Genomic DNA, 25,541 nt, shown 5'->3' on the forward strand with positions numbered 1-25,541 from the left:
GGTGGGGTGAGGTTGGGATGCGGGTGCGGGGCGTGGGCGCCGGGAGTGGGCGTCGGGCGTGGGCGTGGTTAGCGCACCCAGCCCGTGAAGCTCTGTCCGATGGACTGGGTCCTCTCCGGCGTACGCGGCGCGGCACCGCTGTCGACCGCGGCCGACACGGCCCGGATCAGCCAGGCGTTGACCGACAGGCCCTCGCGGTTCGCGGCCTCCTCGGCGCGCGCCTTGAGGTGGGCCGGCAGGCGCAGATTGACGCGGGCGGTGCCGCCCTCGTCGCTGTCGGCGGGCGCCTGCGACTTGAGCGGTTCGGTGGGTACGGCCGGTTCCGCGGGGCCGCGGTCGGTGGGCGGCAGCGTCACCACGAAGTCGGGGTCGAGCCCGCGCAGCCGTACGTCGACGGAACCTGGGGCGAGGTCGCGGGTGATCTCGTCCATCGCGGCGGAGAGCACGTTGAGCATGGTCAGCCGGGTCGCCGACTCCAGGGGAGCGGTGAGGCGATCGGCCAGCTCGCGAGCGTCTTCCCCGCCGGCTTCGGCGGCCACCGCTAGTTCGCGGCGGAGGTTGTCGACATACGGGGTGAGGTCCATGACGCCATGATGGCACCATGTTGGCGCCATCCGCAAGTGTCGTTGGTGCCTTAGGGGTCGTGGTGTCGGGGGTGGACCCTCTGACCTGCGGTGATGGGAGCGGATTGGCTGGAGCCGGTGTGGCGCCATGTGTGCGGGTGGGCCGATTTGGGGTGGAGGGTGGCACTGGTTGGCGCCAGGTGGTGCCAACCAGTGCCAGGTGGGGGTCGCGGGCTGGGGAGGGGTGGTCTCTGGGGGGTGAGGTGACCGTACGCTGGTCTTTTCTGTGCACAGGTTGTGTGGAAGGCGGGCGGCCGGGGTGGGCGACGTGAAGGCCGGGGCGGTCGACGGAGCGGCGGGCAGTGCGGCGGGTGGCGCGTCGGGCGGTGCGGCGGGGAAGCGGCAGAAGCGGATGCCGCGGGCCGTGCGGGAGCAGCAGATGCTGGACGCCGCCGTGCGGATCTTCGGGCAGCGGGGGTACCGGGCGGCTTCGATGGACGAGATCGCGGAGGTCGCGGGGGTCTCGAAGCCGCTGGTGTACCTGTACCTGAACTCCAAGGAAGAACTGTTCACGGCGTGCATCCGCCGGGAGGCCGCGGCGCTGGTCGCGGCGGTGCGGGACGGGGTGAGCGGGGGCGGCCCCGCCGACCGGCAGCTGTGGGCCGGCCTGCGGGCCTTCTTCACGCATACCGCGGAGCGGCCCGACGCGTGGGTGGTCCTGCACAACCAGGCGCGGACGCAAGGGGAGCCGTTCGCGGCCGAGGTCGCCGTGATGCGCGAGGAGATCGTGGCGTTCGTGACGTCACTGATCGCGGAGGCGGCACGCGAGGCGCACCGCAAGCCGGAGCTGGCGGAGCGTGAAGTGGCGGGGCTGGCGCAGGCGTTGGTGGGGGCGGCGGAGTCGCTCGCCGGCTGGGCGAACGGGGACGCGTCGGTGTCCGCGAAGGAGGCCGCGGCGACGCTGATGAACTTCGCGTGGGCGGGGCTGGGGGAGCTGATGGAGGGGCGGCGGTGGGTGCCTTAGCGAAGGGTGCCTTAGCGGAGGGTGCCTTAGCGAGGAGTGCCTGAGCGAGGGGTGCCCTGGTGAAGGGTGCCGCTGAGGTGGATCGTGGTGCCGTCGGCGTCGAGGAGTTGGAAGGCGTGACCGTCGGCGGCGTAGGTGACGGTGCCGGGGAGCAGTACGGGTGCCTTGAAGTCGGCGTGGACGTGGGCGGCTTCGGGGGTGCCGTGCAGGGTGTCGTACTCCGCGAGGCAGCGGGCCACGGTCCACATGCCGTGGGCGATGGCTCGGGGGAAGCCGAGGAGGCGTGCGGTGAGGGGGTACAGGTGGATGGGGTTGCGGTCACCTGAGACGGCGCCGTAACGGCGGCCGAGGTCCGGGGGGAGCTGCCACTCGGCGCGGGCGGGGAGCGGGGCGACTTCGCGCGGGGGCGGGCCGGGCTGTGCGTCGGCGGTGCGGTGACGGGCCAGGTAGGTGCTGCTCGAGGTCCATACGGTGGTGCCGTCGACGCGGGCCTCCGTGACGAGGGTGGCTTCGGTGCCGCGGCGATGAGGGCTCAAGTGGGCCGCGTGTACGGAGAGTTCGAGGCTGTCGGCGGCTGTCAGGGCGCGGTGCCGGGTGATCTCGATGGACGTGTGGACGAGGCCGAGGAGGGGGAGCGGGAAGGCGCGGGTGGTCATGAGGCGCATGGCCAGGGGGAAGCTGAGGACGTGGGGGTAGGTGAGGGGGAGGGTGCGCGGGGTTGTGCGGTAGCCGCAGAGGCGGGAGTAGGCGTCGAGGTGCGCTGAGCTGGGGCGCACGTCGGTGAGGGTGGGGCGGGCGCCGGGGAGCGGGGCGTCGGGGCGGGGCCGCCGCTTGAGGGGCGAGAGTATCGCGCCGCGGAGGAGCAGGGGGGCGAGCATGGGGGTCCTTTCGGGGGTGGGTGCGGGGCCCGCGCTCCGGGTGGGCTTACCGGCGCGTTCCCTTGCGTCGCGTTGCCGTGTGCGGGCCGTGGGGCGGGCTGCGGGTCTGGTCCGCTTGTGGGTGCGGTGCCGCGCCGGTATGTCCGTCCTCGCTATCGTCCGGTGGCCGCGAGGGTGCTGCGGCACCGGAGCGATGGGAGCCGTGCTCCGGGCGGACATACCGGCACGTCCCCTCCCGAGCGCTGCCGACTGCGGCGAATCACTGGTCGCTGCGGGGCAATCGGGCGGGTGGGTGGGAAGGGCTTGTTCGGTGAGGGGTGCTGCTGGGTTTCGGGCGGGTGGGTGGGAGAGGTCGTTCGTGGTGGGCGAAGCCGCGGGGCAGGGGAGAGGCCCGGTTCCGACGAGGGCTACGACCCGAGCAGGCTCTGGCCGCAGACCCGCACCACCTGCCCGTTCACCCCGCCGGAGCCCGGCGAGGCGAACCACGCCGTGGTCTCCGCCACGTCCACCGGAAGACCTCCCTGGGCAAGGGAGTTCATCCTGCGGCCCGCCTCGCGGATGAAGAGGGGGACCGCCGCCGTCATCTTCGTCTCGATGAAGCCGGGGGCCACCGCGTTCACCGTCACCCCGTGCTCCGCCGACGCCACCGGCGCCAGGGACCGTACGAGCCCGATGATCCCCGCCTTGCTGGCGGCGTAGTTCGTCTGGCCCACGTTCCCCGCGATCCCGGCGATCGACGCCGTGGCCACCACGCGCCCGCCCCGGTTCAGCGTCCCGGACTTCAGCAGCGCGTCCGTCGTGCGCAGCACGCTCGTCAGGTTCACGTCCAGGACCGGGTCCCAGCGGTCCGCCGGCATGTTGGCCAGCCTGCGGTCCCGCGTGATCCCCGCGTTGTGGACGAGGATGTCAAGGCCGGCAGGGGCGAGCGCCGACGCCATCCGGTCCCCCGCGTCGTCCGCCGTGATGTCCAGCGGCAGCGCCGTCCCGCCCAGCCGGTCCGCGACCCGTACCAACTCCGCCTGCGCGGACGGCACATCGAGGACGACCACCCGCGCGCCGTCCCGCGCCAGCACCTCCGCCACCGCCGCGCCGATCCCCCGCGCCGCCCCCGTCACCAGGGCCGTACGGCCCGCCAGGGGCCTGTCCCAGTCGACGGGGGTGGCCGGCGGCTCCGCTTCTCCCACCTCGATCACCTGGCCGCTCACGTACGCCGACCTCGGTGAGAGGAGGAAACGCAGCGTCGACTCCGCAGCCGCCGCCGAACTCATCCGGACCAGCGTCGCCGTGCGGCCCCTGCCCAGCTCCTTGCCCAGAGAGCGGACGAAGCCCTCCAGCGCCTGCTGCGCCGCCGCCTGGTGGTGGTCCGACGGTGAGACCGGCGCGCCGAGCACCACCACCCGGCCGTTCTCCGCCACCGAGCGCACCACCGGATGCAGCGCGGCGTGCACCTCGGAGAGGGCTGGCACGTCGCTTATGCCCGTTGCGTCCACGACCACCGCTGCCGGGGAAGAGGATTCGGCCGCGAGATCGAGGTGCGTTCGCGACAGGACCGTCGACAGTTCCGGGCCGTGGGTGGACTCTCCTGCCGTCAGGAGCAGCAACTTGCCCTCCAGGTAAGGGTGTTCCGGGGTCCAGCGGCGCAGTGGCGACGGCTGAGGGAGGCCGAGCCTTCGAGTGAGGAAGCGGCCGGGTGCGGTGCCCGTGAAGTTCAGATAGCGGTCGGCCATTGTCCAACTCCCAGCTCGGTCGTAAATTTACTTCAGAGTAAGGTTACTCAAGGGTCAGGAGCTGGTCGAGACATGAATCTGCCCACCACCCGCCGCGTGGCGGTCATCGGCGGCAGCCGCATCCCCTTCGCGCGCTCCGACGGCCCGTACGCGACCGCGTCCAACCAGGAGATGCTGACTGCCGCCGTGGACGGTCTCGTGGAGCGATATCGGCTCGACGGACCCGGCGTCGTCGGGGAGTTCGTCGCCGGTGCCGTGCTCAAGCACAGCCGCGACTTCAACCTCGCCCGCGAGACCGTCCTCGGGTCCCGCCTCGCGGCCACCACACCCGCGTACGACATCCAGCAGGCCTGCGGCACCGGCCTGCAGGCCGTCGTGGCCGCCGCCAACAAGATCATGCTGGGGCAGACGGAGTCCGCCGTGGCGGGCGGAGCCGACACCGCGAGCGACGCGCCCCTCGGTCTCAACGACTCGCTGCGCAAGATCCTGCTCGCCGCGCGCCGCGCCAAGACCACTGGAGGGCGCCTCAAGGCGCTCGCTCGCGTGCGGCCCTCGCACCTCGTGCCCGACATCCCGCGCAACGCCGAGCCCCGCACCGGGCTTTCGATGGGTGAGCACGCCGCCGTGACCGCCCAGGCGTGGGGCGTCACGCGCGAGGCGCAGGACGAACTGGCCGCCGCGAGCCATCAGCGGCTTGCCGCCGCGTACGACCGTGGGTTCCTGGACGGGCTCGTCGTGCCGTTCCGGGGGCTCGAACGGGACCAGAACCTGCGGCCCGGGTCCAGCGTCGAGAAGTTGGGGCAGCTGAAGCCCGTCTTCGGGGTGGAGGGGCCCAATCCGACCATGACCGCCGGGAATTCGACCCCTTTGACCGATGGGGCGGCCGTCGCTCTCCTCGCGAGTGAGGAGTGGGCCGACGAGCGCGGGCTCGAACCGCTCGCCTGTCTGACCGCGTACGAGACCGCCGCCGTCGACTTCGTGGGAGGTGACGTCGTCGGGGGCGAGGACGGGCTGCTGATGGCGCCCGCGTACGCCGTGCCGCGCATGCTGGAGCGCGCCGGACTCGGGCTCGCCGACTTCGACTTCGTCGAGGTCCATGAGGCGTTCGCCTCGCAGGTGCTCGCCACGCTGGCCGCCTGGGAGAAGCGGGGGCTCGGTGCCGTGGACCGGGACCGGCTCAACGTCGCCGGGTCCTCGCTCGCCACGGGCCACCCCTTCGCCGCCACCGGCGCGCGGATCGTCGCCACCCTGGCGAAGCTGCTCGCCGAGCGGGGCGGGTCCGGACGCGGCCTCATCTCCATCTGCGCGGCCGGCGGGCAGGGGGTGACGGCGATTCTCGAGCGGTAGGCGGTAGCCGACCTGCAGGCCTCCGCCGGGTCCGCCACCGAGCAGCGGAACCGCGCCCGGCCCTCCCAAGACCACCCCCTGACAAGGAGCCGCCACCCCATGTCCCCCGTCACCCCGCAGCCCGCCCTCGTCGAACCCCGCCTGCGCCACCTCGACGGCGTCGTACGCGAAGTCTCCGTACCGCCGTTCGCCTCCGCCGTCAGCCGGGGGTCCCTCGCCGACATCCCCTTCGACAACGCCCGCGAGGCACCCGCCGAAGCCGTGCTCTCCCGCAAGGGCGACGACGGGCGGTGGCGGGACGTGTCGGCCGCCGCGTTCGCCGAGGAAGTCCTCGCCGTCGCCAAGGGGCTGATCGCCGAGGGGCTCGCCCCGGGGGACCGGCTCGCCATCATGGCGCGTACGACGTACGAGTGGACGCTGCTCGACTTCGCGGGCTGGGCCGCCGGGCTCGTCACCGTGCCCGTCTATCCGACCTCGTCCGCCTACCAGACCCGGTGGATACTCCAGGACTCCGGAGCCGTCGCGCTCGCCGTCGAGACCGCCGCCCTCGCCGCGTCGCTCGGGCCCGAGCGGGACCGGATGCCCGACCTTGAGCACCTGTGGTCCTTCGAGAAGGGGGACGTACGGCGGCTCGCCGAGCTGGGGCGGCGCGGAGGCATCTCCGATGTCGAAGTGGAGGGAAGACGCGCCGAGTTGGGTCCCGACTCCGTCGCCACGCTCATCTACACCTCCGGCACCACCGGGCGGCCCAAGGGCTGCGTCCTGACCCACGGCAACTTCTTCGCCGAAGTCGACAACGCGATCGAGCTGCTCCATCCCGTCTTCAAGTCCGTCAGCAAGGAGCCCGCCTCCACGCTTCTCTTCCTGCCGCTCTCCCACGTCTTCGGGCGCATGGTCGCCATCGGCTGCATGCGCGCGCGGGTGCGGCTCGGGCACGCGCCCAGCATCCAGACCGAGGATCTGCTGGGCGACCTGGGAGGCTTCCGGCCGACCTTCCTGCTCGCCATCCCGTACGTCCTGGAGAAGGTCTTCAACACGGGACGGGCCACCGCCGAGAAGATGGGGCGCGCCTCCTCCTTCGACCGCGCCGCCCGTTTCGCCGTCCGCTACGGCGAGGCGGTCGAGGCGCGGCAGCACGGCACGGGGCCCGGTCCGACGTTCGGGCTGCGGGTGGCCCGCGCGCTGTACGACCCGCTCGTCTACCGGCGTATCCGCGCGGCCCTCGGCGGCAAGGTGCGGTACGCGATCTGCGGCGGCTCGCCGCTCGGGCGCCGCCTGGCCGCGTTCTACGCGGGGGCGGGCATCGAGATCTTCGAGGGGTACGGCCTGACCGAGACCACAGCGGCGGCCACCGTGACACCGCCGCTGAAGCCGAAGCTCGGCACGGTGGGCTGGCCGCTGCCCGGGACGCGGGTGCGGATCGCCGACGACGGGGAAGTGCTGCTCGCCGGAGGGCAGGTCTTCGGCGGGTACTGGGACGGGCAGGCCGGGCGTGCGGTGCCCGCGAAGGGGGAGTGGTTCGCGACGGGGGACATCGGCGCCCTCGACGCCGACGGGTACCTCTCCATCACCGGGCGCAAGAAGGACATCCTCATCACCACCGGCGGCAAGAACGTGGCGCCCGCCCCGCTGGAGGACTGGCTGCGCGCCCACCCGCTGGTGGGCCAGTGCATGGTGGTCGGCGACGACCGGCCCTACATCACCGCCCTGCTCACCCTGGAGGCGGACGGCATCGCGCACTGGTGCCGGATGAAGAAGAAGGTCTACACCGGCCTCGCCGATCTCGTGGACGACGTCGATCTGCGCGAGACCCTGCAGCGCGCCGTCGACGAGGCGAACAAGCTCGTGTCGCGGGCCGAGTCCATCCGGCGGTTCGCCGTGCTTCCCGTGGACTTCACGGAGGACAGCGGCCATCTGACCCCGTCCCTGAAGCTGAAGCGGGACGCCATCGAGCGGGACTTCGCGGCGGAGATCGAGGGCCTGTACGGACACGCACGGTAGCGGCTGTCACGCGCTGTCACCTGAACGGGCGGGGCCGCTGCCCCGCGCTTAGGGTGATCGAGGGGCAGACCCTGGGAGGTTGCCGTGCGCAGAGCTGTCGCACTCGCCGGCGTGACCGCGCTGGCCGTCATGGGGACAGGGGCCTGGCTGCCGGGCGAGAGCGCGGCGGCCACGCCATCGCCTTCCTCGTCGCCCGATCTTTCCCGCTACTACACGCAGAAGATCAAGTGGGGCGCCTGCGAGGGAGACGGCGCGGGCCTCATATCCGAGTCCGACGCCACCGCCGTGCCCAAGGACAAGAACATCCGGTGCGGCAAGATCACCGTGCCCCTCGACTACGCGGACCCGGGGCGCGGCAAGGTCGACGTGGCCATGATCCGCATCAAGTCCAGCGGCAAACCCAGGGGTTCGCTCCTGCTGAACTTCGGCGGACCCGGCGGCGCAGGTGTGTCCGGGCTGCTGAACGCGCAGAAGGAGTTCGAGTACCTCGGCAAGGGGTACGACGTGGTCTCCTTCGACCCCCGTGGTGTGGGCGAGAGTTCGCCCGTCAGCTGCGGGGACGCCGGTGCGCGGGAGACGGCGGTGGAAGGGGACTCGGACGACCCGGGTGCCGTCATCGACGAGATGCGCGAGATCGCCGAACAGTGCAAGAAGGAGTCCGGACCCGTCCTTCCGTACGTCGGGACCGTCAACGTCTCGCGCGACATGGACGTCATGCGGCAGGTGCTCGGCGACAAGAAGCTCAACTATCTGGGCTTCTCGTACGGGACGCGGCTCGGCTCCGTCTACGCGGCCCAGTTCCCGAAGAACGTCGGGCGGATGGTCCTGGACGGCGTGGACACGCTGACCGAGGACGTCGCGGAGCAGGCCCTGGTGAGCGCGGAGGGGCGGCAGACCGCCCTCGACAACTTCATCAAGTGGTGCACGGACAACGCGGGTTGCGTCCTTGGCACCGACTCGCGTGGCGCACGCGACAGCATGGCCGAGCTGATCAAGGGCCTCGACACGTATCCGCTCCAGTCTTCGGACGGCGCGGAGTTCACCGGCCAGGACGTCGTGGCCGTACTCGGGCAGGCGCTCTACAGCAGGCAGTCGTGGCCCGCGCTCTCCCAGGCGCTCGGCGCGCTGCTGGCGGACGGTGACCCCCGGGCGCTGCTGCGGATGAGCGGGTCCCTGGCCCAGCAGATGCCCGGGGGCGCCATCCGGGGAGGCGTCCGGGGCCTGTCGCCCGAGGACGTTCCCGCCGACAACATGGCTGCCGCGCTCATGGCCGTGAACTGCGCGGACGACCCGGACCGGCCCGACGCCGAGAGCCTGGAGAGGGAAGTCACCGAACTCCAGGAGGAGTTCGAGTCGACGTCCGCCATCTTCGGGCAGTCGATGCTGATGCCGGTGCTGTTCTGCTTCGGGCGGCCCGCCGGTACGGACTACATCCGCGACGACGTACGCGACGTGAAGAGCCCCGACTTCCTCCTCGTCGGCACCCGGGGCGACCCGGCCACGCCGTACCGCTGGACCGAGGAGACCGCCGAGCGGCTCGGGTCGGCGGCCGTCGTCCTGGACAACAAGGGTGACGGACACACCGGTTACGCCGGGTCGAAGTGCGTGCGGGAGAAGGTGGACGGCTTCCTCCTGTACGGGGAGATGCCGAAGAACGGGTCCTCGTGCGGGGTGGACGAGGAGGAGTGACGGCGGGCGGGCGCGGGCGGGCGCGGGCGCCCTGCCCGAGCGACGAAAAGTCGGTGGGCGCGCCGCTTTCGCGGCGGCTACCGTCCCCTCCATGCGTCGACAAGCCGAACAAGAACCCGCCACCCCCGGGCCCGTGACACCCGATGATCTTGAGCTGGTCGTCCAGCTCGCGCTCGGCGTCCTGCGTGACGCGCCACCGGACGCCTGGGCCCGCAAGGCGGGTGCGCTGGAGTGGGACTGCTGGGAGACCGTCGAGCATCTCGCCGATGATCTCTTTGCGTACGCCGTGCAACTCGGCCCGAAGCAGCCGCCCTTGGAGGGTGAGGTGCCCTTCGTCTGGGAGGCCCGGCGGCCCGGCGGGCCCGCCAATGCCGTCCATGCCGACCGTGCCGCCGGACCGGCCGGGTTGCTCCAGGTCCTGGAGGCCAGTGGCGCGTTGCTGGTCGCCATGGTGCGTACGGCCCCGCCCGCGACCCGGGCCTACCACGGCTTCGGCGTCTCCGATCCCGAGGGCTTCGCCGCCATGGGAGTCGTGGAGACCGTGGTCCATGCGCACGACCTCGCCGAGGGACTGGGGCTGAAGTGGGCGCCTCCCGGCGATGTGTGTTCCCGCGTCCTCCACCGCCTCTTCCCCGACGTCCCGTCGGACGAGGAGCCATGGCAGGCCCTGCTCTGGGCCACCGGGCGCGGGGAGTTGCCGGGCCGGGCGCGGCGGGGCGCGTGGCGGTGGTACGGGGAGCCCCGGGGGTAGCGGGCGTCCGAACCCGGGCCCGGAAGCGGAAGCCTTCCGGGCCCGGGGCGGACGTCAGGACGTCGGCGTGGCCGACACCTCGGGGGAGAGGGCGGACACCAGGCCGTCCTCGTTGAGCGTGGCGACGGCGTAGTAGTACTTCGTGCCGCCCGTCAGGTCACGGTCCACGTACTGCGTGTCGCTCGTGACGTGCGTGAACTCCGCGTTGTCCTTGGTGATGCCGGGGCTCGTCGAGCGGTAGACGCGGTAGCCCGTCACCGGCGCCTCGTCGCTGCCGTACGGGACACCGAACCAGTTGAGCCGCACGCTGCCCGCGCCCGGCGTCACCTCGTAGACCCGCGTGGCACCCGGCGGACGCGGCTCCGTGTACGTCGGCTTGACCGACGCGGAGGCGGGCGAGGCGACGGAGTACGAGGACGTGGCGACGACGGCGTAGTAGTAGTCCCGCTCGCCCTCGTCCTCGCCCACCGTGGCGGTGTACTCCGTCCCCGTCGTGGTGGCCACCTTGTTGGCCGGGTCGGTTATGTCCACCGGGGAGGTCTTGGACCGGTAGACGGTGTAGGAGGACACCGGCACGTACGGGCTCTGCGACCACGACAGCGTGAGCCGCCGGCCCACCAGCTGGGCGTTGCCGAGGGCGGGAGCCTTCGGCGCGGTGCTGGAGCCGACCGTCTTGGTGCCGTTCACGGTGTTCGACGCCTCGGACTCGTTCCCGACGGCATCGACGCCCCGCACCTCGTACAGGTACGTCAGACCCGGGTCGCCCTTCGTGTCGCGGAAGGTCAGCGACGTCGTCGAACCCACCTTGACGCGCTGCGCGTTGGGCGACACCGCGCGGTACACCACGTACTTCACCGAGTCCGAGTCCCCGGTGCGCCACGTCAGCGTCACCCCGCGCTCGTCCTCGCGGGTGCGCGTGAGGTCCCTCGGCGCGAAGGGCGCGACGGAGTCCTGGGTGCCGCGGAGGGCCTCGGTGTAGGGCGACACGTGACCCGCGCCGTCCACGGCGCGGACCTTGTAGGCGTACGTCACGTCGGGGTCACCGGCGCTGTCGACGTACGAACTCGCGGCCACGGTGTCGAGCAGCTCGTAGGGGCCGACCTCGTCCGGCTCGGTCCCCTCGGCCTCGGCGCGGTACACCTCGTAGCCGGTGGCCGCGGAGAGCGGGCTCCAGAAGAGGGAGACGGACTCGCGCCCGGAGGTGACGTAGAAGCTGTCGGGGGCGTCGTACAGCGGGTTGTCCGGCTGGTCCGGGTCGTCGCCGACGCGGGTGGCGGAGCTGGGGGCGGTGCCGGGTGCGGCGGCGTGGGCGGTGCCGGTTAACCCGAGGGCGAGGACGACGACGGCGGCCGCGGAGGCGACGGCTGCGGGTCTGAGGTGACGGCGTTGAGACACGGCTGGCGTTCCCTTTCCGATGGAACCACGTACGGACGTACGGGAGTTCGGGGTGCAGGCGTGGGGGGAGTTGGCGGTGCTGCCGTGGGGGCAAGGAACTGTAGCCGTACATGACTGCGAAAGGGGAGGCGGCGCGACCTCTCCGACGCGGCGGCGCGGCGCACATCACCGCCGAGCTCCGGCTCATGAGCCCCGTGGGGCACTGACGGGCACGGCGGCGGTCACCGGGCGGCGCTCACCGGGTGGGGGCGAGCGGGCCCTCGGGCACGTCGCCCCGGGCGATCCGGGTGGAGAGCTCGGTCAGCTTCTGCCGGCGGGAACGGGCATGGCCGCGCAGCCGCTGGAACGCCTCGTCCATGCCGACGCCGAGCCGGACGGAGAGGACGCCCTTGGCCTGCTCGATGACCACGCGGCTGTCCAGGGCGATCTGCAACTGGCCGAGGACCTCGTTCTTGTCGGCCGGCTGCTGCCGGAAGGACAGCGTCGAGCTGGTGACGTCGGCCAGTGCCTGGGCCAGCCGCAGGTCCCGGCCGCTGGGGTGGGGTGGGCCCGCCATCATCAGGTTCAGGGAGCCCAGCGGCAGCCGCGGCAGGTGGGGCAGGTGGGGCAGGTGGGGCAGGCGCAGGGTCACCGCGGCGACCGCCGTGATCCCGGCCCGCCGGGCGAGGGGAGCGAAACGTGGCCATCGGGTGGTGCCCGGTGGGCCGGTCAGCGAGATCACCGGCAGTGGCTGCCCGCTGCGGGTGCTGTCGAGGCAGGGGCCTTCCTTCAGCGCGGTCTGTTCCTCCTCCAGGGCCAGGCACAGCTCGTCGGACGCGGTGACGTAGACCGCGTTGGTGCCGCTGCGGTTCATGACCGTGATGCCGGCGCACCGGACCGGCAGCAGGGCGGCGGCCCGGCTGGTCAGGTCGTGCAGGAGCTCCAGCGGATCGAAGTCCGGGCGGGGGCGTGCGAGGTCGAGGAAGGCGTGGGCGATCCGTACTTCGCGGTCGGTGGTGGGCATGCTGCGCCTGCCGATCGAGCGGCTTCCGCGCCCATCGGCGGCAGGGGCCAGGCAGCGTCCGGCGACGGAAGGATGTCGGCCCTCCGAAGGGCCATGTCGCGTCCGCTGACAGGGAGTTCGCCGCTCGCCTCTCGCCCTTGGCCGACCCGCCAAAGACCGCCACTCCGACCGGTTCCATCCGGGCCGGGCGGCCTTACGGTACGGCACCCGGCTACCCGCCCCCCCCGTACCCGAAACCCCGGAGGCCGAGGCCTCCACAGGAGCTCGACAGGACCGGACGGGACCGGTCCGAACCGGGCACAGGATGTCGGGTCCGGCAGGGTGGGTCCTTCATAGCGTGAGGGCGTGAAAGGGAAGGAGACCGGGGTGCTGGAGCGGCTGAACCAGGCCATGGAGCACATCGAGGCCCACCTCGACCAGCGGATCGAGGTGGCCGACCTGGCGCGGACCGCGATGACGTCGGAGTACCACTTCCGGCGGATGTTCTCCGCGCTGGCGGGACTCCCGCTGTCGGAGTACGTCCGGCGCAGGCGGCTGACCGTCGCGGGCGCCGAGGTACTGGCAGGGGAGCGGACGCTCCTGGAGATCGCCGTGCGCTACGGCTACTCGTCGGGCGAGGCGTTCGCGCGGGCGTTCCGCTCGCTGCACGGGGTGGGTCCCGGTGAAGCCAGGCGGGGCGGCGCGACGCTGCGGTCCCAGCCCCGGATGTCCTTCCGCCTCATCGTCGAAGGGAGCAGCAGCATGCGGTACCGGGTCGTGGACAAGGACGCGTTCCGAGTCGTCGGCAGGAAGGCGCGGGTCCCGCTCGTGCACGAGGGGGTGAACCCGGACATCGCCGCGTTCATCCGGGGGCTGGGAAAGGAGACGCTGCGGCGCATCGAGAGCCTGTCGGACCAGGAGCCGCGGGGGATCGTCTCGGTCAGCGACAACCTGGACGAGAGCCGGGCCGAAGGGACCGAACTCGACTACTACCACGGTGTGGTGTCCGGCGCCGATGTGCCCGAGGACATGGACGCGCTCGACGTCACGGCCGGGGCGTGGGCCGTCTTCGAGAGCTCGGGGCCGTTCCCGCAGACGCTTCAGTTCCTGTGGCGGGACGTCTTCACGCAGTGGTTCCCGTCGAATCCGTACCGGAGCCGTCCGGGGCCCGAGATCCTGCGGACCCGCCTCTCGGACGACGGGACGGAGGCGGAGGCCGAGCTGTGGATTCCGGTGGAGCGGACGCCTCGGTGACGGTCTGAGGAACGGATCACGGTCCGAGGGAGGACGGATCGCGCGGTGGCCTCGCCCCCCGGGAGGCGCCGCGCGATCCGTCGAAACCGGCTAGCAGTTGCCCTTCGCCGGCTTCCCCGCGAAGCGGTCCGCCAGCCAGTTCGCCGCGAACGGCGACTGCGTGATGACCCCGGAGACGTGCTCGCCCAGCAGGATCGTGTGCCATTCCACGTTCGCGCCCTTGGCGCACCAGTCCTTGCGGACCTGCTTGCCCACGCCGTACGGGATCAGCTCATCGGTGATCACGTGGTACTGGTACACCGGCGCGTCCGGAGCCCGTGTGCCGACCGTCGACTCGCGCAGGCGCTGCTGCCAGTCCGGCTGGTCGAGGGGGTTCTTCACCGTCATGTCGGAGATCTTCTTGAAGGAGCCGAGCACCGCGCCGTCCGCCACGCAGTTGTTCCGCAGCGTGCCGATCAGCTTCCTGCCCGCCGGGTTGAGGTACGAGTCGAGCTTCAGCTCGGGGAAGGCCGCGTCCTGGCCGATCGCCGCCATGAAGATCAGGCCCGAGCCGTACGAACCGTCGTTGAAGTCCGCCACCTCCATCAGGTCGCCGGGCACGCCGCCGGTCGCCGTGCCCTTGACCTTCAGATCGGGGGCGTACGAACCGTGCAGCTCGGCGGCCCAACTGGCTGCCTGCCCGCCCTGCGAGTACCCCATGACGCCGACCGGGGTGTCCTCGCCGAGCCCCGCCTCCGGGAGCCGGATCGCGGCGCGGGCGGCGTCCAGCATGGCGTGCCCCTCGGCCCTGCCGACCGTGTAGGTGTGGTCGCCGGGGGTGCCCAGTCCCTCGTAGTCCGTCACCGCGACCGCCCAGCCGCGCAGGGTGAGCTGCTGGATGAGGTTGGCTTCGAGGGTCGTCCCCCTGGGGAAGCCGGCGCTGGGAGCGCAGTGGTCGCCCATGCCGATCGTTCCGACGGCGTACGTGATGAGGGGGCGGGGGCCCTTCCTGCCGTCCTGCGGCACGATGACGGTGCCGGAGACGGTGTTCGGCTCGCCCTTCGCCGTCGTGGAGCGGTAGTTGATCTTCCAGGCCTTGGTGTTCGTCGGCTGGCCCGGGAGCGGGTGGAAGCTGCTCGGCGCGGAGCTGACGACGTCTCCGGGCGCTGCGGTGTCCGCCGGGGCGGCCTGCGCCGTGACCGGGGTGACGACCGACAGGCCGAGCGCGGCCACCACGGCCAGGGCTCTTGCGCTGGTACGTACGTGCATGCGGCTCTCCCAACTGTCCTCAGGGGCTGGGTTGGTCAGGCGACGACCGTAGTGACCGGCGAGTAAGTTCGGCGCTGGCGGGAGCGCTCACCTTTGTTGACCCCAGGTCTCGTAGCGGTACGCGCCGGGTGTCGTCCCCGTCCACCGCCGGAACGCCCGGTGGAACGCCGTGTCCTCGGAGAAGCCGAGCCGCGCGGCGAGCTCGGCGATCGGTTCGGAGCCCTCGGCGAGCCCCGCGATCGCGGCGTCGCGCCGCACGGCGTCCTTCAACTGCTGGTAGGAGGTGGACTCCTGGGCGAGGCGGCGGCGCAGCGTGGCGGGGCTCACCGCGAGGCGGGCGGCGATCTCGCCGAGGGAGGGCAGGCGGGGGGAGGTGCGCAGCGCGCGGGAGAGGGCGCGGCGCACCTGCTCGGCGACCGTGGTCCCGTACTCGCGCCGCGACAGGAGGTCGAACGGCGCCCGGTCCAGCATCCCCTCCAGGGCCGCCTCGTCCCGGATCAGCGGGGCGGCCAGCCAGTGCTCGTCGAACCCGGCACCGGTGCGGGCCGCGCCGAAGCGGACCGGGCAGCCGAACAGGAGCTCGTACTCGTCCTTGTGCGGGGGCGGCGGATGCCCGAACTCGGCCCAGTGGAGGGGGATGCGGCGCCCGATCAGCCAGCTGCACAGCCGGTGCCAGATGATGACGAGGCACTCGGCGAGGAAGTAGTCGTGTTCGAGGTCGTTGCGTACGGCGAAGACGGCGCTGCCGGTGTCGCGATGCTCGAGGGTGAGATCGGGCCCTCCAGGAAAGAGCCCGTAAAAGGTGACGCCCCGCTCCATGGCGGCGCCGAGATCGCGGCAACCGATGAACGCGTGGCACATCATCGCGAAGGTCCCGGGCCTGCTGACGGCCGATCCCAGGCCGAGGAACTCGTCACCGGTGGCGCGGTAGAGCCCCCGGAAGAGCCGGGCGAACTGGACCTCGGTGATGCGGGCCCGGTCGTCGCCGAGGAGGAGCGGGGGGATCTGGGCGGTACGGAGCAGCGGGACGGTATCGATGCCGTGCCGTTCGGCGCCGTGCAGCATGGCGCGGACGTGATGGACGGTGATGGTCCTGCTGGGCATGGGGGTTCCTTCCCCGCCGCGGGGGTTCTCGAACTCGGGGTGGCGGGTGCGCCTCCGGCCGCAGCGGGGGCTGAGCTTCCCGGCCAACCCCGCTGACGCTTCCCGTCATCCCGCGACGGCCCGCGCACTCCCTAGCGTTTGTGGGCATGCAGCCGACGGAGCGTCCCGAGACCCTGGCCGTCCTCACCGAGTGGGCGGCCGACCGCCACGGCGAGCGGCCCGCCCTCCGCTTCAAGTCCGGAGGCGGGGCGTGGGAGGAGGTCTCGTACGAGCAACTGCGCGAGCGGGTCAGGGACTTCGGGCAGAAGCTGCTCACTCTCGGCGTCCGCCCGGACGACCGCGTGGCGATCCTCGCCGAGACTCGCCCCGAGTGGACCTATGCCCACTTCGCCACGTTCGCGGCGGGCGCGGTGGTCGTCCCCGTCTACCCGACGGCGGGCGACGAGGAGGTCGAGTGGGTCATCGGCGACTCCGGCACCTCGGTGGTGCTCTGCGAGAACGCCAGGCAGGCGGCAAAGATCGAACGCCTGCGGCCACGCCTGCCGGGCGTACGGCATGTGCTGCTGATGACGGGGCGGGAGGAGGGAAGCGCCGAACGGGGCTCGGTGGCTCAGTCCGCCGTTGCCGTTGCCGATGCCGAGCTGGGCTCGGTGGCTCATTCCGCCGAACCGGCCTCCCCTGATGCCCTGTTGGACCGTGCCCGGAGCCGGGCCCCCGGGGACCTGGCCACCATCATCTACACCTCCGGTACCACCGGTCTCCCCAAGGGCTGTCTGCTCACCCACGCCAATCTGGGTGCCGTCCAGTCCGCCACGCTCCCCCTGATCGAGAGCGGCCCCGGCGACTCCACGTATCTCTATCTCCCGCTCGCGCATCTCCTCGCCCAGCTCATCGAGTTCACGACGCTCATCGAGGGCGGCGAACTCTGCTTCTTCGGCGGGAGGATCGAGAACGTCGTGGCCGAGTTGGCGGAGGCCAAGCCCACGCACCTGCCGTCCGTGCCCCGCCTGTTCGAGAAGATCTACTCCGTGGTCCTCTCCCTCGCCGAGTCCCAGGAGGGGGGCCGCGAACGCTTCGAGGAAGCGGTACGCATCGGCGTCCTCGCGGCGGACGGCGCCCTGCCGCCCGATCTCCAGGACGCGTACGAGGCTGCCGACAAGGCCCTCTACGGCCTGGTCCGGCAGGCACTCGGAGGGCGCGTGCGGTGGGCGCTGACCGGCGGTGCCCCGATCGCACCGCACGTCATCGACTTCCTGCGGGCCTGCGGCATCGCGGTCTACGAGGGCTACGGGATGACGGAGTCGGCCGGTGTCATCAGCCTCAACCACCCCGGCGCGGTCCGGTACGGCACGGTCGGCCGCCCCGTGGAGGGCTGCGAGGTCCGTATCGCCGATGACGGAGAAGTCCTCGCCCGGGGCGCGATGGTCTTCCCCGGCTACCACGCGGACCCGGCCGCCACCGGTGAGGCGCTGGACGAGGAAGGCTGGCTGCACACCGGCGATGTGGGCGAGCTGGACGCCGACGGCTACCTCAGCATCACCGGCCGCAAGAAGGACCTGATCATCACCTCCGGCGGCAAGAACCTCACCCCGTCCCTCAGCGAACTGGCCGTCCAGCGCTCACGGTTCGTCTCCCGAGCGGTCATGGTGGGCGACAAGCGCCCCTACCCCGTCGCCCTGATCACGCTGGACGCGGAGGAGATCAGCGGCTGGGCGGGACGCGAGGGCGTGGAGCTGACCGAGCCGCTCTCGCGGGACCCGCGCGTACGCGCCCTCGTCCAGGAGGTGGTGGACGAGGCCAACGCAGGGGTCTCGCGCCCGGCCCGCATCCGGGATTTCGCCCTCCTTGACGAGGACTTCACGGTGGAAGGCGGGCTGCTCACGCCGAGCCTGAAGGTGCGCAGGCGTGCGGTGACGGAGCGGTACGCGGAGGTGGTCGAGGGGCTGTACGAGAAGGAGGGCGCTGCGGCTACGCCACCCCGGCCAGACGCAACAACGCCGTAGTCGCCGCCGCGCCCACCACGACCACGGCAAAGGGCGCCTTCCGCCAGGCGAGCACCCCACCGACCAGAACCCCGAGCGGCCGAGCCCACCCGGCGAACCCGTGCCCCTCGGTAAGCGCCCCGGTGGCAAGCAGCGCGACGAGCAGGACGGTGGCCCCGACGGTCAGCAACTCCTGTACACGGGCGGGCAGTTCGACGCGCCCATGCAGCAGAGGCCCCGCGAGACGGAAGGCGTACGTCCCTGCGGCGAGGACAAGGACACAGGCGAGATAGGCATTCACGGAGCGCTCCTCTCGGGGGCGGAGTCGGTGTGTGTCGGGCGGCGGGTCGGGCCGCGCCTGGCTGCGAGCAGGCCGAGGAGCGCGAGCAGGACCGGTACCCCGGCGGGCAGCACCGGCGCGGCGGCCACCGCGATCACCGCACCGGCGGCCGCGGCCCGCCGCGTCATGCTGTCGCCGCGCAGCGCGGGCAGCACCAGGGCGAGAAGCACCGCCGGAAACGCGGCGTCGAGGCCGAAGCGGGCCGTGTCGCCGAGCGCGGAACCGGCGAGCGCACCCCCGAGGACGCTGACGTTCCATACGGCGAACAGACCGAGCCCGGATATCCAGAACGCGGCCTTGCGTCGCTTCTGGTCCGGCTGCGCGAGGACGAAGGCCGCCGTCTCGTCGGTGATGAGGTGTGCGCCCAGGAGCCGCGCGGCCCAGGAGCGCCCCAGGCTGTCGGCCACGGCCAGGCTGAACGCCGCCGTACGGGAGTTGAGCAGCAGGCCCGTCGCCGCCGCGGCCACCGGACCGCCGCCTGCGGCCAGGATGCCGACCGCGCTGAACTGGGCGGAGCCCGCGTACACGAGCAGCGACATCAGCACCGGCACCCAGACGGGCAGACCGCCCGCGACGGCGATCGCGCCGAAGGAGACACCGACGACGGCGTCGGCGAGCCAGACGAGGGCGATGTCGCGCAGGACGCCGCGGGGCAGGTGGGAGAGGCGCACGAAACCGTCGTTCGTTCGCTCTGTCGGGCATTCTGTTCGGTGTGACGAACGCATACGTCGTAGGATGGGCGGAGTGGGTTACGTTCGTCAAGCCGAACGATCTGCCCGCTATGGCGAACGGCAGTAGATGGTGAGAGGCGAGGGAGCACGGGACATGGCGTCGCAGGACAGGGCGGGCGAGAGCGTTGGCGCGGGCACGCACGGCACGCACGGCACGGGCGCCGCGAAGAAGGCCGGCGTGACCGACGGCGCCGCCCCCGGCCCGGCAGCGGCCCCAGCCGCCGAGCCCCGCCCCACCCCCTCCCGCCTCCCCCGCGAATGGGTCGCCGCGGCCCTGCGCCGGGAGCGCACCAAGGCGGGGATCTCGCTCTCCGAGCTGGCCAAGCGCGCCGGGATCGCGAAGTCGACCCTCTCCCAGCTGGAGGCGGCCACCGGCAACCCCGGGATCGAGACGCTGTGGGCCCTCGCCGTGGCGCTCGGCGTGCCGTTCAGCGTGCTCGTGGAGTCGCCCGCCCCCGCCGTGACGGTGATCCGGGCGGGGGAGGGGCCGACCATGCACGCCGAACAGGCCTCGTACGCGGGGACGCTGCTCTCCGCGGGGCCCGCCGGTGTGCGGCGCGACATCTACCACTCCGCGATGGAGCCCGGCTCCGTACGGGAGTCGGAACCGCACATCCCGGGCTCCATGGAGCACCTGGTCGTCTCCACGGGGCGGCTGCTCGCGGGCCCGCGCGACGAGACGGTGGAGCTGGCCGCCGGCGACTACATGTCGTACCGGGGAGACGTCCCGCACCTGTACGAGGCACTGGAGCCGGGCACGACCTTCGTGCTGGTCATGCAGCACGTCTGAGAAGTCGCCCCGGAGCTACCCCTTGCGCTGCCTCGGCGACAGCAACTGCTCCCGCAATGCCGTCAGTTGATGTGACGTCTCCACCGCCCGGTCCTCGTCCAGCGTCGCAAGCGCGAGGAGCAGCGCGTCCGCCACCAGCAGCGCGGTCAACGCCTCCGTCGTGATGCCGGTGGGCGTATGCGGCGCCGTCAGGACCGCGTCCACCCGCGACCCGTACAGCTCCGCCAGTTCGTCCGTGACCAGCACCACCCGCGCCCCCACCGCCCGCGCCCGCTCTATCAGGACCGTCAGCTCGGTCAGCGCGCGCCCCGGCTGGAAGATCACCACCGCGTCACCCTGCCGCACGGCGAGGAGATGGTCGGCGAGGGTGAACCCCGTGTCCCCGAAGTAGCGCGCCCTGCGGCCGATCCTGCCCAGCGCCAACGCCAGGTGCCGCGCGGCGAGTTCGGACGCCGCGATGCCGTAGCAGTGGATCTCCGGAGCCTCCGCGAGGAAGCCCACCGCGTCCCGCAGCGCCTCGCCCGGCGTCAGGCGCCGCGCGTGCTCGATGCGCTCCTGGGCCTCGTCGAAGACCTCGCCCCAGATGTCGTCCAGGTCCCGGCCCACGTGCGCGATGCGCTGCTGGAGGCGCACCTCCGGCGGCACCGCCGACGTGAAGTCCGACGCCAGCTCCCGCTTGAGCGCGGGCAGGCCCGCATAGCCGAGCCGCTGCATGGCGCGGACCACCGTCGCGTTGCTGGTGCCGCTCGCCGTGCCCAGCTCCTGGGCGCTGGCGAAGAGCAGCGACTCGGCGGGGGCGCTGACCACGTACTGCGCCACGGCGCGCTCGGACGTCGAGAGCGTCTCCCACTGGTCGCGCACCGCGGCCCGCAGCCGCGCGAGCCCCGCCCCGCCGCCGGCACCGGACCCCGTCTGATCCTCTGAAATTTCCATTACAGCTATTGACTCTCGTGTGATGGCCGTTACTCTCCTGGGCAACGCATTCCAGAAGGAGAGCTTCCCGTAATCGACGTTACAGGACAGTTGACGGAAGCTCTCCGCCGCGAGGAGAAGAATGGCACCCCGCACCGCCCCCGCCGCCCCTGACGTCCCCGCCGCCCCTGATCGCTCCGAACGTTCCCTCCCGCTCATCGAGATATCCGGCACCCCCGTAGAGCGCGGCCACCAGTACGGCGAAGCCGTCCGCCCCCAGCTGCACGCCGCCCTCGCCTATTACGAGGAGGCGTTCGGCCAGTCGTCGGGCCTGACCTGGAGCCAGGTCGCCGACCGCGCCGCCCGCTGGACGGAGCCGGTCCGCGACTACGCGCCCCACCTCCTGGAGGAGATGCGCGGCATCGCGGAGGGCGCCGGAGTCGGCCTCGACGACATCCTCGCCCTCAACGCCCGCGGCGAGGTCATCTACGACCGCTCCTTCGCGGACATGAAGGCGGCCGGCAAGGCCGACAGCGAGGAAGAACCCGCCGAAGGCTGCACCTCCTTCGCCGCCTACGGAGAGGCCAGCGGCGACGGCCACGTATGGGCCGGGCAGAACTGGGACTGGCGGGCCGGAGTCGCCGGCACCGTCGTCATGCTGCGCATCGTCCAGCCCCCGCACCCGACCCTGATCATGCAGGTCGAGGCGGGCCAGATCGGCCGCCAGGGCGCCAACTCCGCGGGCATCGCCCTCAACGCGAACGGCCTCGGCGGCCGCTTCAGCGACGCGATCGGCCTCCCCCAGACCGTCGTACGCCGCAGCGTCCTGGACCAGCACTCCGTCACCGACGCCCTGGACGTGCTCTGCCGCACCCGCGCGCACATCGCCTCCAACGCCCTGCTGACCTGCCGCGAGGGCTTCGCCGTCGACCTGGAGACGACACCCGCCGGGCACGGCTGGATGTACCCCACGGACGGCCTCCTGGTGCACGGCAACCACTACCAGGCGGGCATCCCGGCCGCGATCGCCGCGAACTACCGCCCCATGTCGTCGGACTCGCTCGTCCGCGTCCCCCGCGCCGAGCAAGGGCTCAAGGCCCTGCGCTCCTCCACCGGCGCCGACGAGTCCCGCAAGTTGATCAAGCAGGCCATGTCCGACCACCTCGGCCACCCCGAGTCGCTCTGCACCCACCCCGACCCGCGCAAGCCCGAGGTCAAGCACTGGTCCACGCTCGTCTCCTCCTGCGTGGACCTGACCAGCGGCGACTACCACGTCACCGCGGGCACCCCCTGTGACCGCGACTACCAGCACATGCCCTGGAACCTCTACGACGGCCCGTACGGAGACAACAGATGACGACGACCACCAGGACTTCGAAGCGGCCGGTGGTCGCCGGGCTCGCCGTGGCCACCCTCCTCACCACCGCCGCGTGCAGCGGCGCCGACACCGCCGCGACCGGCGGCAAGCCCGCCGACGCCGCCAAGCTGAAGCTGAGCGCGACGACCGCCGCCGCCAAGGGCACGCTGGACAAGGCGGACTGGCTCCTGGAGGACGAGCCGGACTCGCTCGACCTCGACACCCAGGGCTCGAGCGCGGGCCGCGTCGTCCTCACGAACGTCTGCGAGCGGCTCTACCAACTCCAGCCCGACATGACGACGAAGCCCTTCCTCGCCGAGAAGGCGGCCACGCCCGACGACAAGACCCTCGTCCTGACCGTCCGGGACGGCGTCACCTTCCACGACGGCTCGAAGCTGACCGCCGACGACGTGCTCTGGTCCCTGAAGCGGCACGCCGATCCGGACATGGAGCAGGCCGACGAGTTCGGCAACGTCAAGTCCATGAAGAAGACCGGCGCCCGCGAGGTCACCATCCGCTTCAAGGCCCCCGACGCGCTCTTCACGAAGGCGCTCGCGGGCGACGCGGGCATCGTCTGGAACAAGGAGCAAGTCACCGGCGCGGGCAAGGACTTCGGCACGCCGGGACAGGGCGACGCGTGCAGCGGTCCGTACGAACTGAAGGGCTGGAAGTCCGGCGACTCGATCACCATCGAGGCGTACGACGGCTACTGGGGCGAGAAGCCGCTGACCCGCCAGGTCGTCTTCCGCTGGGCCTCCGACAGCGCCCTGGTCAACGCCCTGAAGACGGGCGCCGCCGACGGGACGTACGCGGAATCCCCGAACACCGCATCCGCCCTGCGCGCCAGCAAGGGGCTCGACCAGCACTACGGCCCGTCCACGGCGTCGCTCGTCCTCATCCCGACGGCCCGCGGCGGCCTGAAGGACCCGAAGATCAGGCGGGCCCTGTCCCTCGCGATCGACCGCACGGGCATCGCGAAGTCGGGGTACGGCGGCCTCGTCCAGCCGTGGGCCACACCGGTCGGCTCGGGCGCCTGGGGGTACGAGAAGCCCCGGTTCGCCGCGGCACAGAAGGAGCTGGCGTCCTCCGCGCCCGCCGCCCCCACGGCCGCCGACCTGGCACAGGCCAAGGAACTGGTGAAGGAGGCGGGCGCGCCGGCCGACCCCATCGTCATCGGCACGGACAGCAGCCAGGGCCGCACGGTCGTCGCGAACGCGGTGCGCTCCGCTCTCCAGCGGATCGGCCTCAAGGGCCAGATCAAGACGGTTCCCACGGCCCAGTTCGAGGAGTTCTACAGCGACCCGGCCGCGCGGGCCGACATCGACGTGCTGGTGGGCGACTGGTACATCTCCAAGGCCGACCCCATGGGCTTCTACGACAACGGCCTCTCCGACTCCTCCAACAACTGGGTCGGCTTCAAGGACGCCACGTACGACAAGTTGGTCCGGCGGGCGCTGAGCACCCTGGACGACGCGAAGCGGGCCGAGCTCGCGATCGACGTACAGAAGCGGTTCGTGGACGCGGGCGTCTGGATCTCCGTCGCGCAGGTCCCCACCGCCCTGGTCGTCGACGACAAGCTGACGGGCCCGCCCGCGTCGCAGGCCTACCTCTACTACCCGTGGGCCGCGCGACTCGGCCTGAAGAAAGGCTAGGTGAGGGACGTGCTCGCTCGGATCTCACGACGGCTCGCGGGCCTCGTCGCCACCCTCTTCGCCGCCTCCTTCGTCATCTTCGCCGCCGTGTACGCGGCGCCCGGTGACCCGGCGGTGTTCCTGGCGGGCGGCCGGGACAAGCTGACGCCGGAGCGCCTGGCCCAGGTGCGCTCGCAGTACCACCTGGACGAGCCGCTGGTGGTCCAGTACGGCCGCTGGCTGTGGGACTGCGTCCACTTCGACCTGGGGCGCTCCTTCAAGTACAGCGACCAGGTGGCCGACCTGGTGACGGCCCGCTTCCCGACGACGCTGCAACTGGTCGCGTACGCGACGGTGTTGTTCGTCGTCCTGGGCGTCGGCGCCGGCATCCTGGCCGCGGTCAAGCGGTCCACGTGGGTGGACTCGGCGGTGGTCGGGGGCACGACGCTCGCGGCCTCGGTGCCGTCCTTCGTGGCGGCCATCGCCCTGGTCTCCCTCTTCGGCGTACAGCTGGGATGGTTCCCGGTCTCCGGCTCGGGAGAGGGATTCACCGGCACGCTGCACCATCTGACCTTGCCCGCCCTGTCGTTGGCGCTCGGCGCGCTCGCCATCATCAGCCGGGTGACCCGGCAGGCGATGGCGGACGCCGCCGCGTCGGACCACGTGGAGGCGGCACGCGCCTCGGGCGTACCGGAACGCGACATCATCCGGCGGCACGTCCTGCGCAACGCGCTCGGGCCGATCATCACGATGTGCGGACTCGTCATGGCGGGAATGCTGGCGGGCACGGTGGTCGTGGAGACGGCGTTCGGCATCAGCGGAATCGGCTCGCTCCTGGTGGGCGCGATCAATACGCACGACTTCCCGGTGGCCCAGGCGGTCCTGCTGCTCATGGTCACCGGCTACATCGTGGTGACGACGCTGGTGGACGTGGTCCACCCGCTGCTCGACCCGCGCGTGAAGGAGGCACGCTCCTGATGGCTGCCGCATCGACTCCCACCGTCGCACTCGCACCCCTGCCGGTACGCCGACGCCGACGCCCCGCAGGGGTGATCGTGGCCGCGGCCCTGCTCGGCCTGGTCGTCCTGGCGGCGGTGTTCGCACCGCTCCTGGCGCCCTACGCCCCGGACGCGATCGACCTCTCGGCATCCCTGGCCGGAACGTCGGGCGACCACCTCCTGGGCACCGACTCGTCCGGCCAGGACCTCCTGTCCCGCGCGCTGTACGGCACCCGCACGAGCCTGATCGCCCCGCTCCTGCTCCTCGCCGTCGCGGCCGTGCTCGGCGTCACGCTGGGCGTGCTCGCCGCCTGGCGCGGGGGCTGGGTGGACGCGCTGGTCTCGCGGATCACGGACGTGATGTACGCGTTCCCGGGCCTGCTGTTCACCGTCCTGATCATCGCGGTCTTCGGCGCGGGCATGACGACGTCCGTACTGGCCCTGGGCCTCGCCTTCACCCCCACGATCGCCAAGTACGTGCGCTCACTGGCCCTTTCGGAGGCCCGCAAGCCGTACGTCGACGCGTACCGGGTGCAGGGAATGGGCGGCGTACGCATCTGCTGCGCGCACCTGGTGCCGAACCTGGGCCGCGCGATCCTCGGCTACCTGGTGGTGCTCTTCGGGGAAGCCCTGATGTCCCTGGCGACCCTCTCCTACCTGGGCTTCGGCGCCCAACCGCCGTCATCCGACTGGGGCTTGATGGTGCAGGAGGGGCAGGCGGCCGTGGTCCAGGGCGCACTGCTCCCCGCCCTCGTCCCCGGCACGGCCATCGCACTGGTCGTCGTGTCCTTCAACGTGGTCGGGGTCTGGGCCGCCGACCGGCTAGGGAGGCAGTGA

The 25,541-nt window shown here is 71.9% G+C and carries 22 protein-coding genes; 12 read left to right on the forward strand and 10 right to left on the reverse strand.

The window, feature by feature from the left end:
* Nucleotides 1-68: 68 nt before the first annotated feature.
* Nucleotides 69-584, reverse strand: a complete 516-nt coding sequence (locus tag ACIGXX_RS29325) for a toxin-antitoxin system HicB family antitoxin (RefSeq protein WP_351173992.1) — start codon at nt 582-584, stop codon at nt 69-71.
* A 391-nt stretch (nt 585-975) separates the two neighbouring features.
* Between ACIGXX_RS29325 and ACIGXX_RS29330 the strand changes: the two genes are divergently transcribed.
* Nucleotides 976-1,587, forward strand: coding sequence for a TetR/AcrR family transcriptional regulator (locus tag ACIGXX_RS29330; protein ID WP_361473829.1), 612 nt, complete (start codon nt 976-978; stop codon nt 1,585-1,587).
* A gap of 26 nt (nt 1,588-1,613) precedes the next feature.
* Here the strand turns inward: ACIGXX_RS29330 and ACIGXX_RS29335 are convergent, their stop codons facing one another.
* Together ACIGXX_RS29335 and ACIGXX_RS29340 are read right to left on the reverse strand one after the other, a co-directional pair.
* Nucleotides 1,614-2,465: a MaoC/PaaZ C-terminal domain-containing protein gene (locus tag ACIGXX_RS29335; protein ID WP_366462526.1), complete on the reverse strand. Its 852-nt coding sequence runs from the start codon at nt 2,463-2,465 to the stop codon at nt 1,614-1,616.
* A 407-nt stretch (nt 2,466-2,872) separates the two neighbouring features.
* A complete protein-coding gene (locus tag ACIGXX_RS29340) occupies nt 2,873-4,192 on the reverse strand; it encodes a 3-oxoacyl-ACP reductase (RefSeq protein ID WP_399980114.1) in 1,320 nt (439 codons plus the stop codon).
* A 72-nt stretch (nt 4,193-4,264) separates the two neighbouring features.
* On the opposite strand from ACIGXX_RS29340, the gene ACIGXX_RS29345 reads away from it, so the two are divergent.
* The 4 genes from ACIGXX_RS29345 to ACIGXX_RS29360 all read left to right on the forward strand — a co-directional run bounded on the left by ACIGXX_RS29345 (nt 4,265) and on the right by ACIGXX_RS29360 (nt 9,980).
* On the forward strand, nt 4,265-5,539 hold the full coding sequence (locus tag ACIGXX_RS29345) for an acetyl-CoA C-acetyltransferase (RefSeq protein WP_366462524.1): 1,275 nt from the start codon (nt 4,265-4,267) through the stop codon (nt 5,537-5,539).
* A gap of 99 nt (nt 5,540-5,638) precedes the next feature.
* Nucleotides 5,639-7,540 carry an AMP-dependent synthetase/ligase gene (locus tag ACIGXX_RS29350; protein ID WP_383820401.1) on the forward strand — a complete coding sequence of 634 codons (1,902 nt, stop codon included), beginning with the start codon at nt 5,639-5,641 and terminating at the stop codon, nt 7,538-7,540.
* Between the two features lie 84 nt (nt 7,541-7,624).
* Nucleotides 7,625-9,229, forward strand: a complete 1,605-nt coding sequence (locus ACIGXX_RS29355; protein WP_361473780.1) for an alpha/beta hydrolase — start codon at nt 7,625-7,627, stop codon at nt 9,227-9,229.
* Between the two features lie 91 nt (nt 9,230-9,320).
* The gene (locus tag ACIGXX_RS29360; RefSeq protein WP_399980119.1) at nt 9,321-9,980 is read left to right on the forward strand and encodes a maleylpyruvate isomerase N-terminal domain-containing protein; all 660 of its coding nucleotides are present in this window, start codon (nt 9,321-9,323) and stop codon (nt 9,978-9,980) included.
* A gap of 54 nt (nt 9,981-10,034) precedes the next feature.
* Here the strand turns inward: ACIGXX_RS29360 and ACIGXX_RS29365 are convergent, their stop codons facing one another.
* Together ACIGXX_RS29365 and ACIGXX_RS29370 are read right to left on the reverse strand one after the other, a co-directional pair.
* Complete coding sequence (locus ACIGXX_RS29365) at nt 10,035-11,375, reverse strand: hypothetical protein (protein WP_366462522.1); 1,341 nt, start codon at nt 11,373-11,375, stop codon at nt 10,035-10,037.
* 235 nt (nt 11,376-11,610) lie between these two features.
* On the reverse strand, nt 11,611-12,378 hold the full coding sequence (locus ACIGXX_RS29370; protein ID WP_399980123.1) for an ANTAR domain-containing protein: 768 nt from the start codon (nt 12,376-12,378) through the stop codon (nt 11,611-11,613).
* A gap of 366 nt (nt 12,379-12,744) precedes the next feature.
* On the opposite strand from ACIGXX_RS29370, the gene ACIGXX_RS29375 reads away from it, so the two are divergent.
* Complete coding sequence (locus ACIGXX_RS29375; RefSeq protein WP_351174004.1) at nt 12,745-13,611, forward strand: AraC family transcriptional regulator; 867 nt, start codon at nt 12,745-12,747, stop codon at nt 13,609-13,611.
* 90 nt (nt 13,612-13,701) lie between these two features.
* On the opposite strand, the gene ACIGXX_RS29380 is transcribed toward ACIGXX_RS29375, so the two are convergent.
* Together ACIGXX_RS29380 and ACIGXX_RS29385 are read right to left on the reverse strand one after the other, a co-directional pair.
* Entirely contained in the window at nt 13,702-14,859 is a 1,158-nt protein-coding gene (locus tag ACIGXX_RS29380; RefSeq protein ID WP_399980126.1) for a lipase family protein, read from the reverse strand.
* 87 nt (nt 14,860-14,946) lie between these two features.
* Nucleotides 14,947-15,963: an AraC family transcriptional regulator gene (locus ACIGXX_RS29385; protein ID WP_361473791.1), complete on the reverse strand. Its 1,017-nt coding sequence runs from the start codon at nt 15,961-15,963 to the stop codon at nt 14,947-14,949.
* Between the two features lie 146 nt (nt 15,964-16,109).
* On the opposite strand from ACIGXX_RS29385, the gene ACIGXX_RS29390 reads away from it, so the two are divergent.
* On the forward strand, nt 16,110-17,966 hold the full coding sequence (locus tag ACIGXX_RS29390; RefSeq protein ID WP_399980131.1) for an AMP-dependent synthetase/ligase: 1,857 nt from the start codon (nt 16,110-16,112) through the stop codon (nt 17,964-17,966).
* Here the strand turns inward: ACIGXX_RS29390 and ACIGXX_RS29395 are convergent.
* Nucleotides 17,932-18,246 (reverse strand): AzlD domain-containing protein, encoded by a 315-nt coding sequence (locus tag ACIGXX_RS29395; protein ID WP_351173956.1) that lies wholly within the window; start codon nt 18,244-18,246, stop codon nt 17,932-17,934. The two genes, ACIGXX_RS29390 and ACIGXX_RS29395, sit on opposite strands and share 35 nt — an antisense overlap.
* Entirely contained in the window at nt 18,243-19,010 is a 768-nt protein-coding gene (locus ACIGXX_RS29400; RefSeq protein WP_351173953.1) for an AzlC family ABC transporter permease, read from the reverse strand. The genes ACIGXX_RS29395 and ACIGXX_RS29400 overlap by 4 nt, the downstream gene beginning before the upstream one ends.
* A gap of 100 nt (nt 19,011-19,110) precedes the next feature.
* On the opposite strand from ACIGXX_RS29400, the gene ACIGXX_RS29405 reads away from it, so the two are divergent.
* On the forward strand, nt 19,111-19,806 hold the full coding sequence (locus ACIGXX_RS29405; protein WP_361473803.1) for an XRE family transcriptional regulator: 696 nt from the start codon (nt 19,111-19,113) through the stop codon (nt 19,804-19,806).
* A 15-nt stretch (nt 19,807-19,821) separates the two neighbouring features.
* On the opposite strand, the gene ACIGXX_RS29410 is transcribed toward ACIGXX_RS29405, so the two are convergent.
* A complete protein-coding gene (locus ACIGXX_RS29410) occupies nt 19,822-20,739 on the reverse strand; it encodes a MurR/RpiR family transcriptional regulator (protein WP_361473806.1) in 918 nt (305 codons plus the stop codon).
* A gap of 121 nt (nt 20,740-20,860) precedes the next feature.
* On the opposite strand from ACIGXX_RS29410, the gene ACIGXX_RS29415 reads away from it, so the two are divergent.
* Genes ACIGXX_RS29415 through ACIGXX_RS29430 form a run of 4 tightly spaced genes read left to right on the forward strand, consistent with a single transcriptional unit; the run spans nt 20,861 to nt 25,541 of the window.
* A complete protein-coding gene (locus ACIGXX_RS29415) occupies nt 20,861-22,075 on the forward strand; it encodes a C45 family peptidase (protein ID WP_361473809.1) in 1,215 nt (404 codons plus the stop codon).
* On the forward strand, nt 22,072-23,727 hold the full coding sequence (locus ACIGXX_RS29420) for an ABC transporter substrate-binding protein (RefSeq protein ID WP_351173941.1): 1,656 nt from the start codon (nt 22,072-22,074) through the stop codon (nt 23,725-23,727). The genes ACIGXX_RS29415 and ACIGXX_RS29420 overlap by 4 nt, the downstream gene beginning before the upstream one ends.
* Nucleotides 23,728-23,736: 9 nt before the next feature.
* Nucleotides 23,737-24,684 (forward strand): ABC transporter permease, encoded by a 948-nt coding sequence (locus ACIGXX_RS29425; RefSeq protein WP_351173939.1) that lies wholly within the window; start codon nt 23,737-23,739, stop codon nt 24,682-24,684.
* On the forward strand, nt 24,684-25,541 hold the full coding sequence (locus tag ACIGXX_RS29430; RefSeq protein WP_351173936.1) for an ABC transporter permease: 858 nt from the start codon (nt 24,684-24,686) through the stop codon (nt 25,539-25,541). Before ACIGXX_RS29425 ends, ACIGXX_RS29430 begins: the two co-directional genes overlap by 1 nt.

Origin of the sequence: Streptomyces sp. NPDC055243, assembly GCF_044544025.1 — a bacterium.
Classification (GTDB): domain Bacteria; phylum Actinomycetota; class Actinomycetes; order Streptomycetales; family Streptomycetaceae; genus Streptomyces.

What these genes read in the sequence shown, in the direction of transcription:
- ACIGXX_RS29325 (WP_351173992.1), bottom strand. Translation starts at nt 584, where the DNA reads ATGGACCTCACCCCGTATGTCGACAACCTCCGCCGCGAACTAGCGGTG.
- ACIGXX_RS29330 (WP_361473829.1), top strand. Translation starts at nt 976, where the DNA reads ATGCCGCGGGCCGTGCGGGAGCAGCAGATGCTGGACGCCGCCGTGCGG.
- ACIGXX_RS29335 (WP_366462526.1), bottom strand. Translation starts at nt 2,465, where the DNA reads ATGCTCGCCCCCCTGCTCCTCCGCGGCGCGATACTCTCGCCCCTCAAG.
- ACIGXX_RS29340 (WP_399980114.1), bottom strand. Translation starts at nt 4,192, where the DNA reads ATGGCCGACCGCTATCTGAACTTCACGGGCACCGCACCCGGCCGCTTC.
- ACIGXX_RS29345 (WP_366462524.1), top strand. Translation starts at nt 4,265, where the DNA reads ATGAATCTGCCCACCACCCGCCGCGTGGCGGTCATCGGCGGCAGCCGC.
- ACIGXX_RS29350 (WP_383820401.1), top strand. Translation starts at nt 5,639, where the DNA reads ATGTCCCCCGTCACCCCGCAGCCCGCCCTCGTCGAACCCCGCCTGCGC.
- ACIGXX_RS29360 (WP_399980119.1), top strand. Translation starts at nt 9,321, where the DNA reads ATGCGTCGACAAGCCGAACAAGAACCCGCCACCCCCGGGCCCGTGACA.
- ACIGXX_RS29370 (WP_399980123.1), bottom strand. Translation starts at nt 12,378, where the DNA reads ATGCCCACCACCGACCGCGAAGTACGGATCGCCCACGCCTTCCTCGAC.
- ACIGXX_RS29380 (WP_399980126.1), bottom strand. Translation starts at nt 14,859, where the DNA reads ATGCACGTACGTACCAGCGCAAGAGCCCTGGCCGTGGTGGCCGCGCTC.
- ACIGXX_RS29385 (WP_361473791.1), bottom strand. Translation starts at nt 15,963, where the DNA reads ATGCCCAGCAGGACCATCACCGTCCATCACGTCCGCGCCATGCTGCAC.
- ACIGXX_RS29390 (WP_399980131.1), top strand. Translation starts at nt 16,110, where the DNA reads ATGCAGCCGACGGAGCGTCCCGAGACCCTGGCCGTCCTCACCGAGTGG.
- ACIGXX_RS29400 (WP_351173953.1), bottom strand. Translation starts at nt 19,010, where the DNA reads ATGCGTTCGTCACACCGAACAGAATGCCCGACAGAGCGAACGAACGAC.
- ACIGXX_RS29405 (WP_361473803.1), top strand. Translation starts at nt 19,111, where the DNA reads ATGGCGTCGCAGGACAGGGCGGGCGAGAGCGTTGGCGCGGGCACGCAC.
- ACIGXX_RS29410 (WP_361473806.1), bottom strand. Translation starts at nt 20,739, where the DNA reads ATGGAAATTTCAGAGGATCAGACGGGGTCCGGTGCCGGCGGCGGGGCG.
- ACIGXX_RS29415 (WP_361473809.1), top strand. Translation starts at nt 20,861, where the DNA reads ATGGCACCCCGCACCGCCCCCGCCGCCCCTGACGTCCCCGCCGCCCCT.
- ACIGXX_RS29420 (WP_351173941.1), top strand. Translation starts at nt 22,072, where the DNA reads ATGACGACGACCACCAGGACTTCGAAGCGGCCGGTGGTCGCCGGGCTC.
- ACIGXX_RS29430 (WP_351173936.1), top strand. Translation starts at nt 24,684, where the DNA reads ATGGCTGCCGCATCGACTCCCACCGTCGCACTCGCACCCCTGCCGGTA.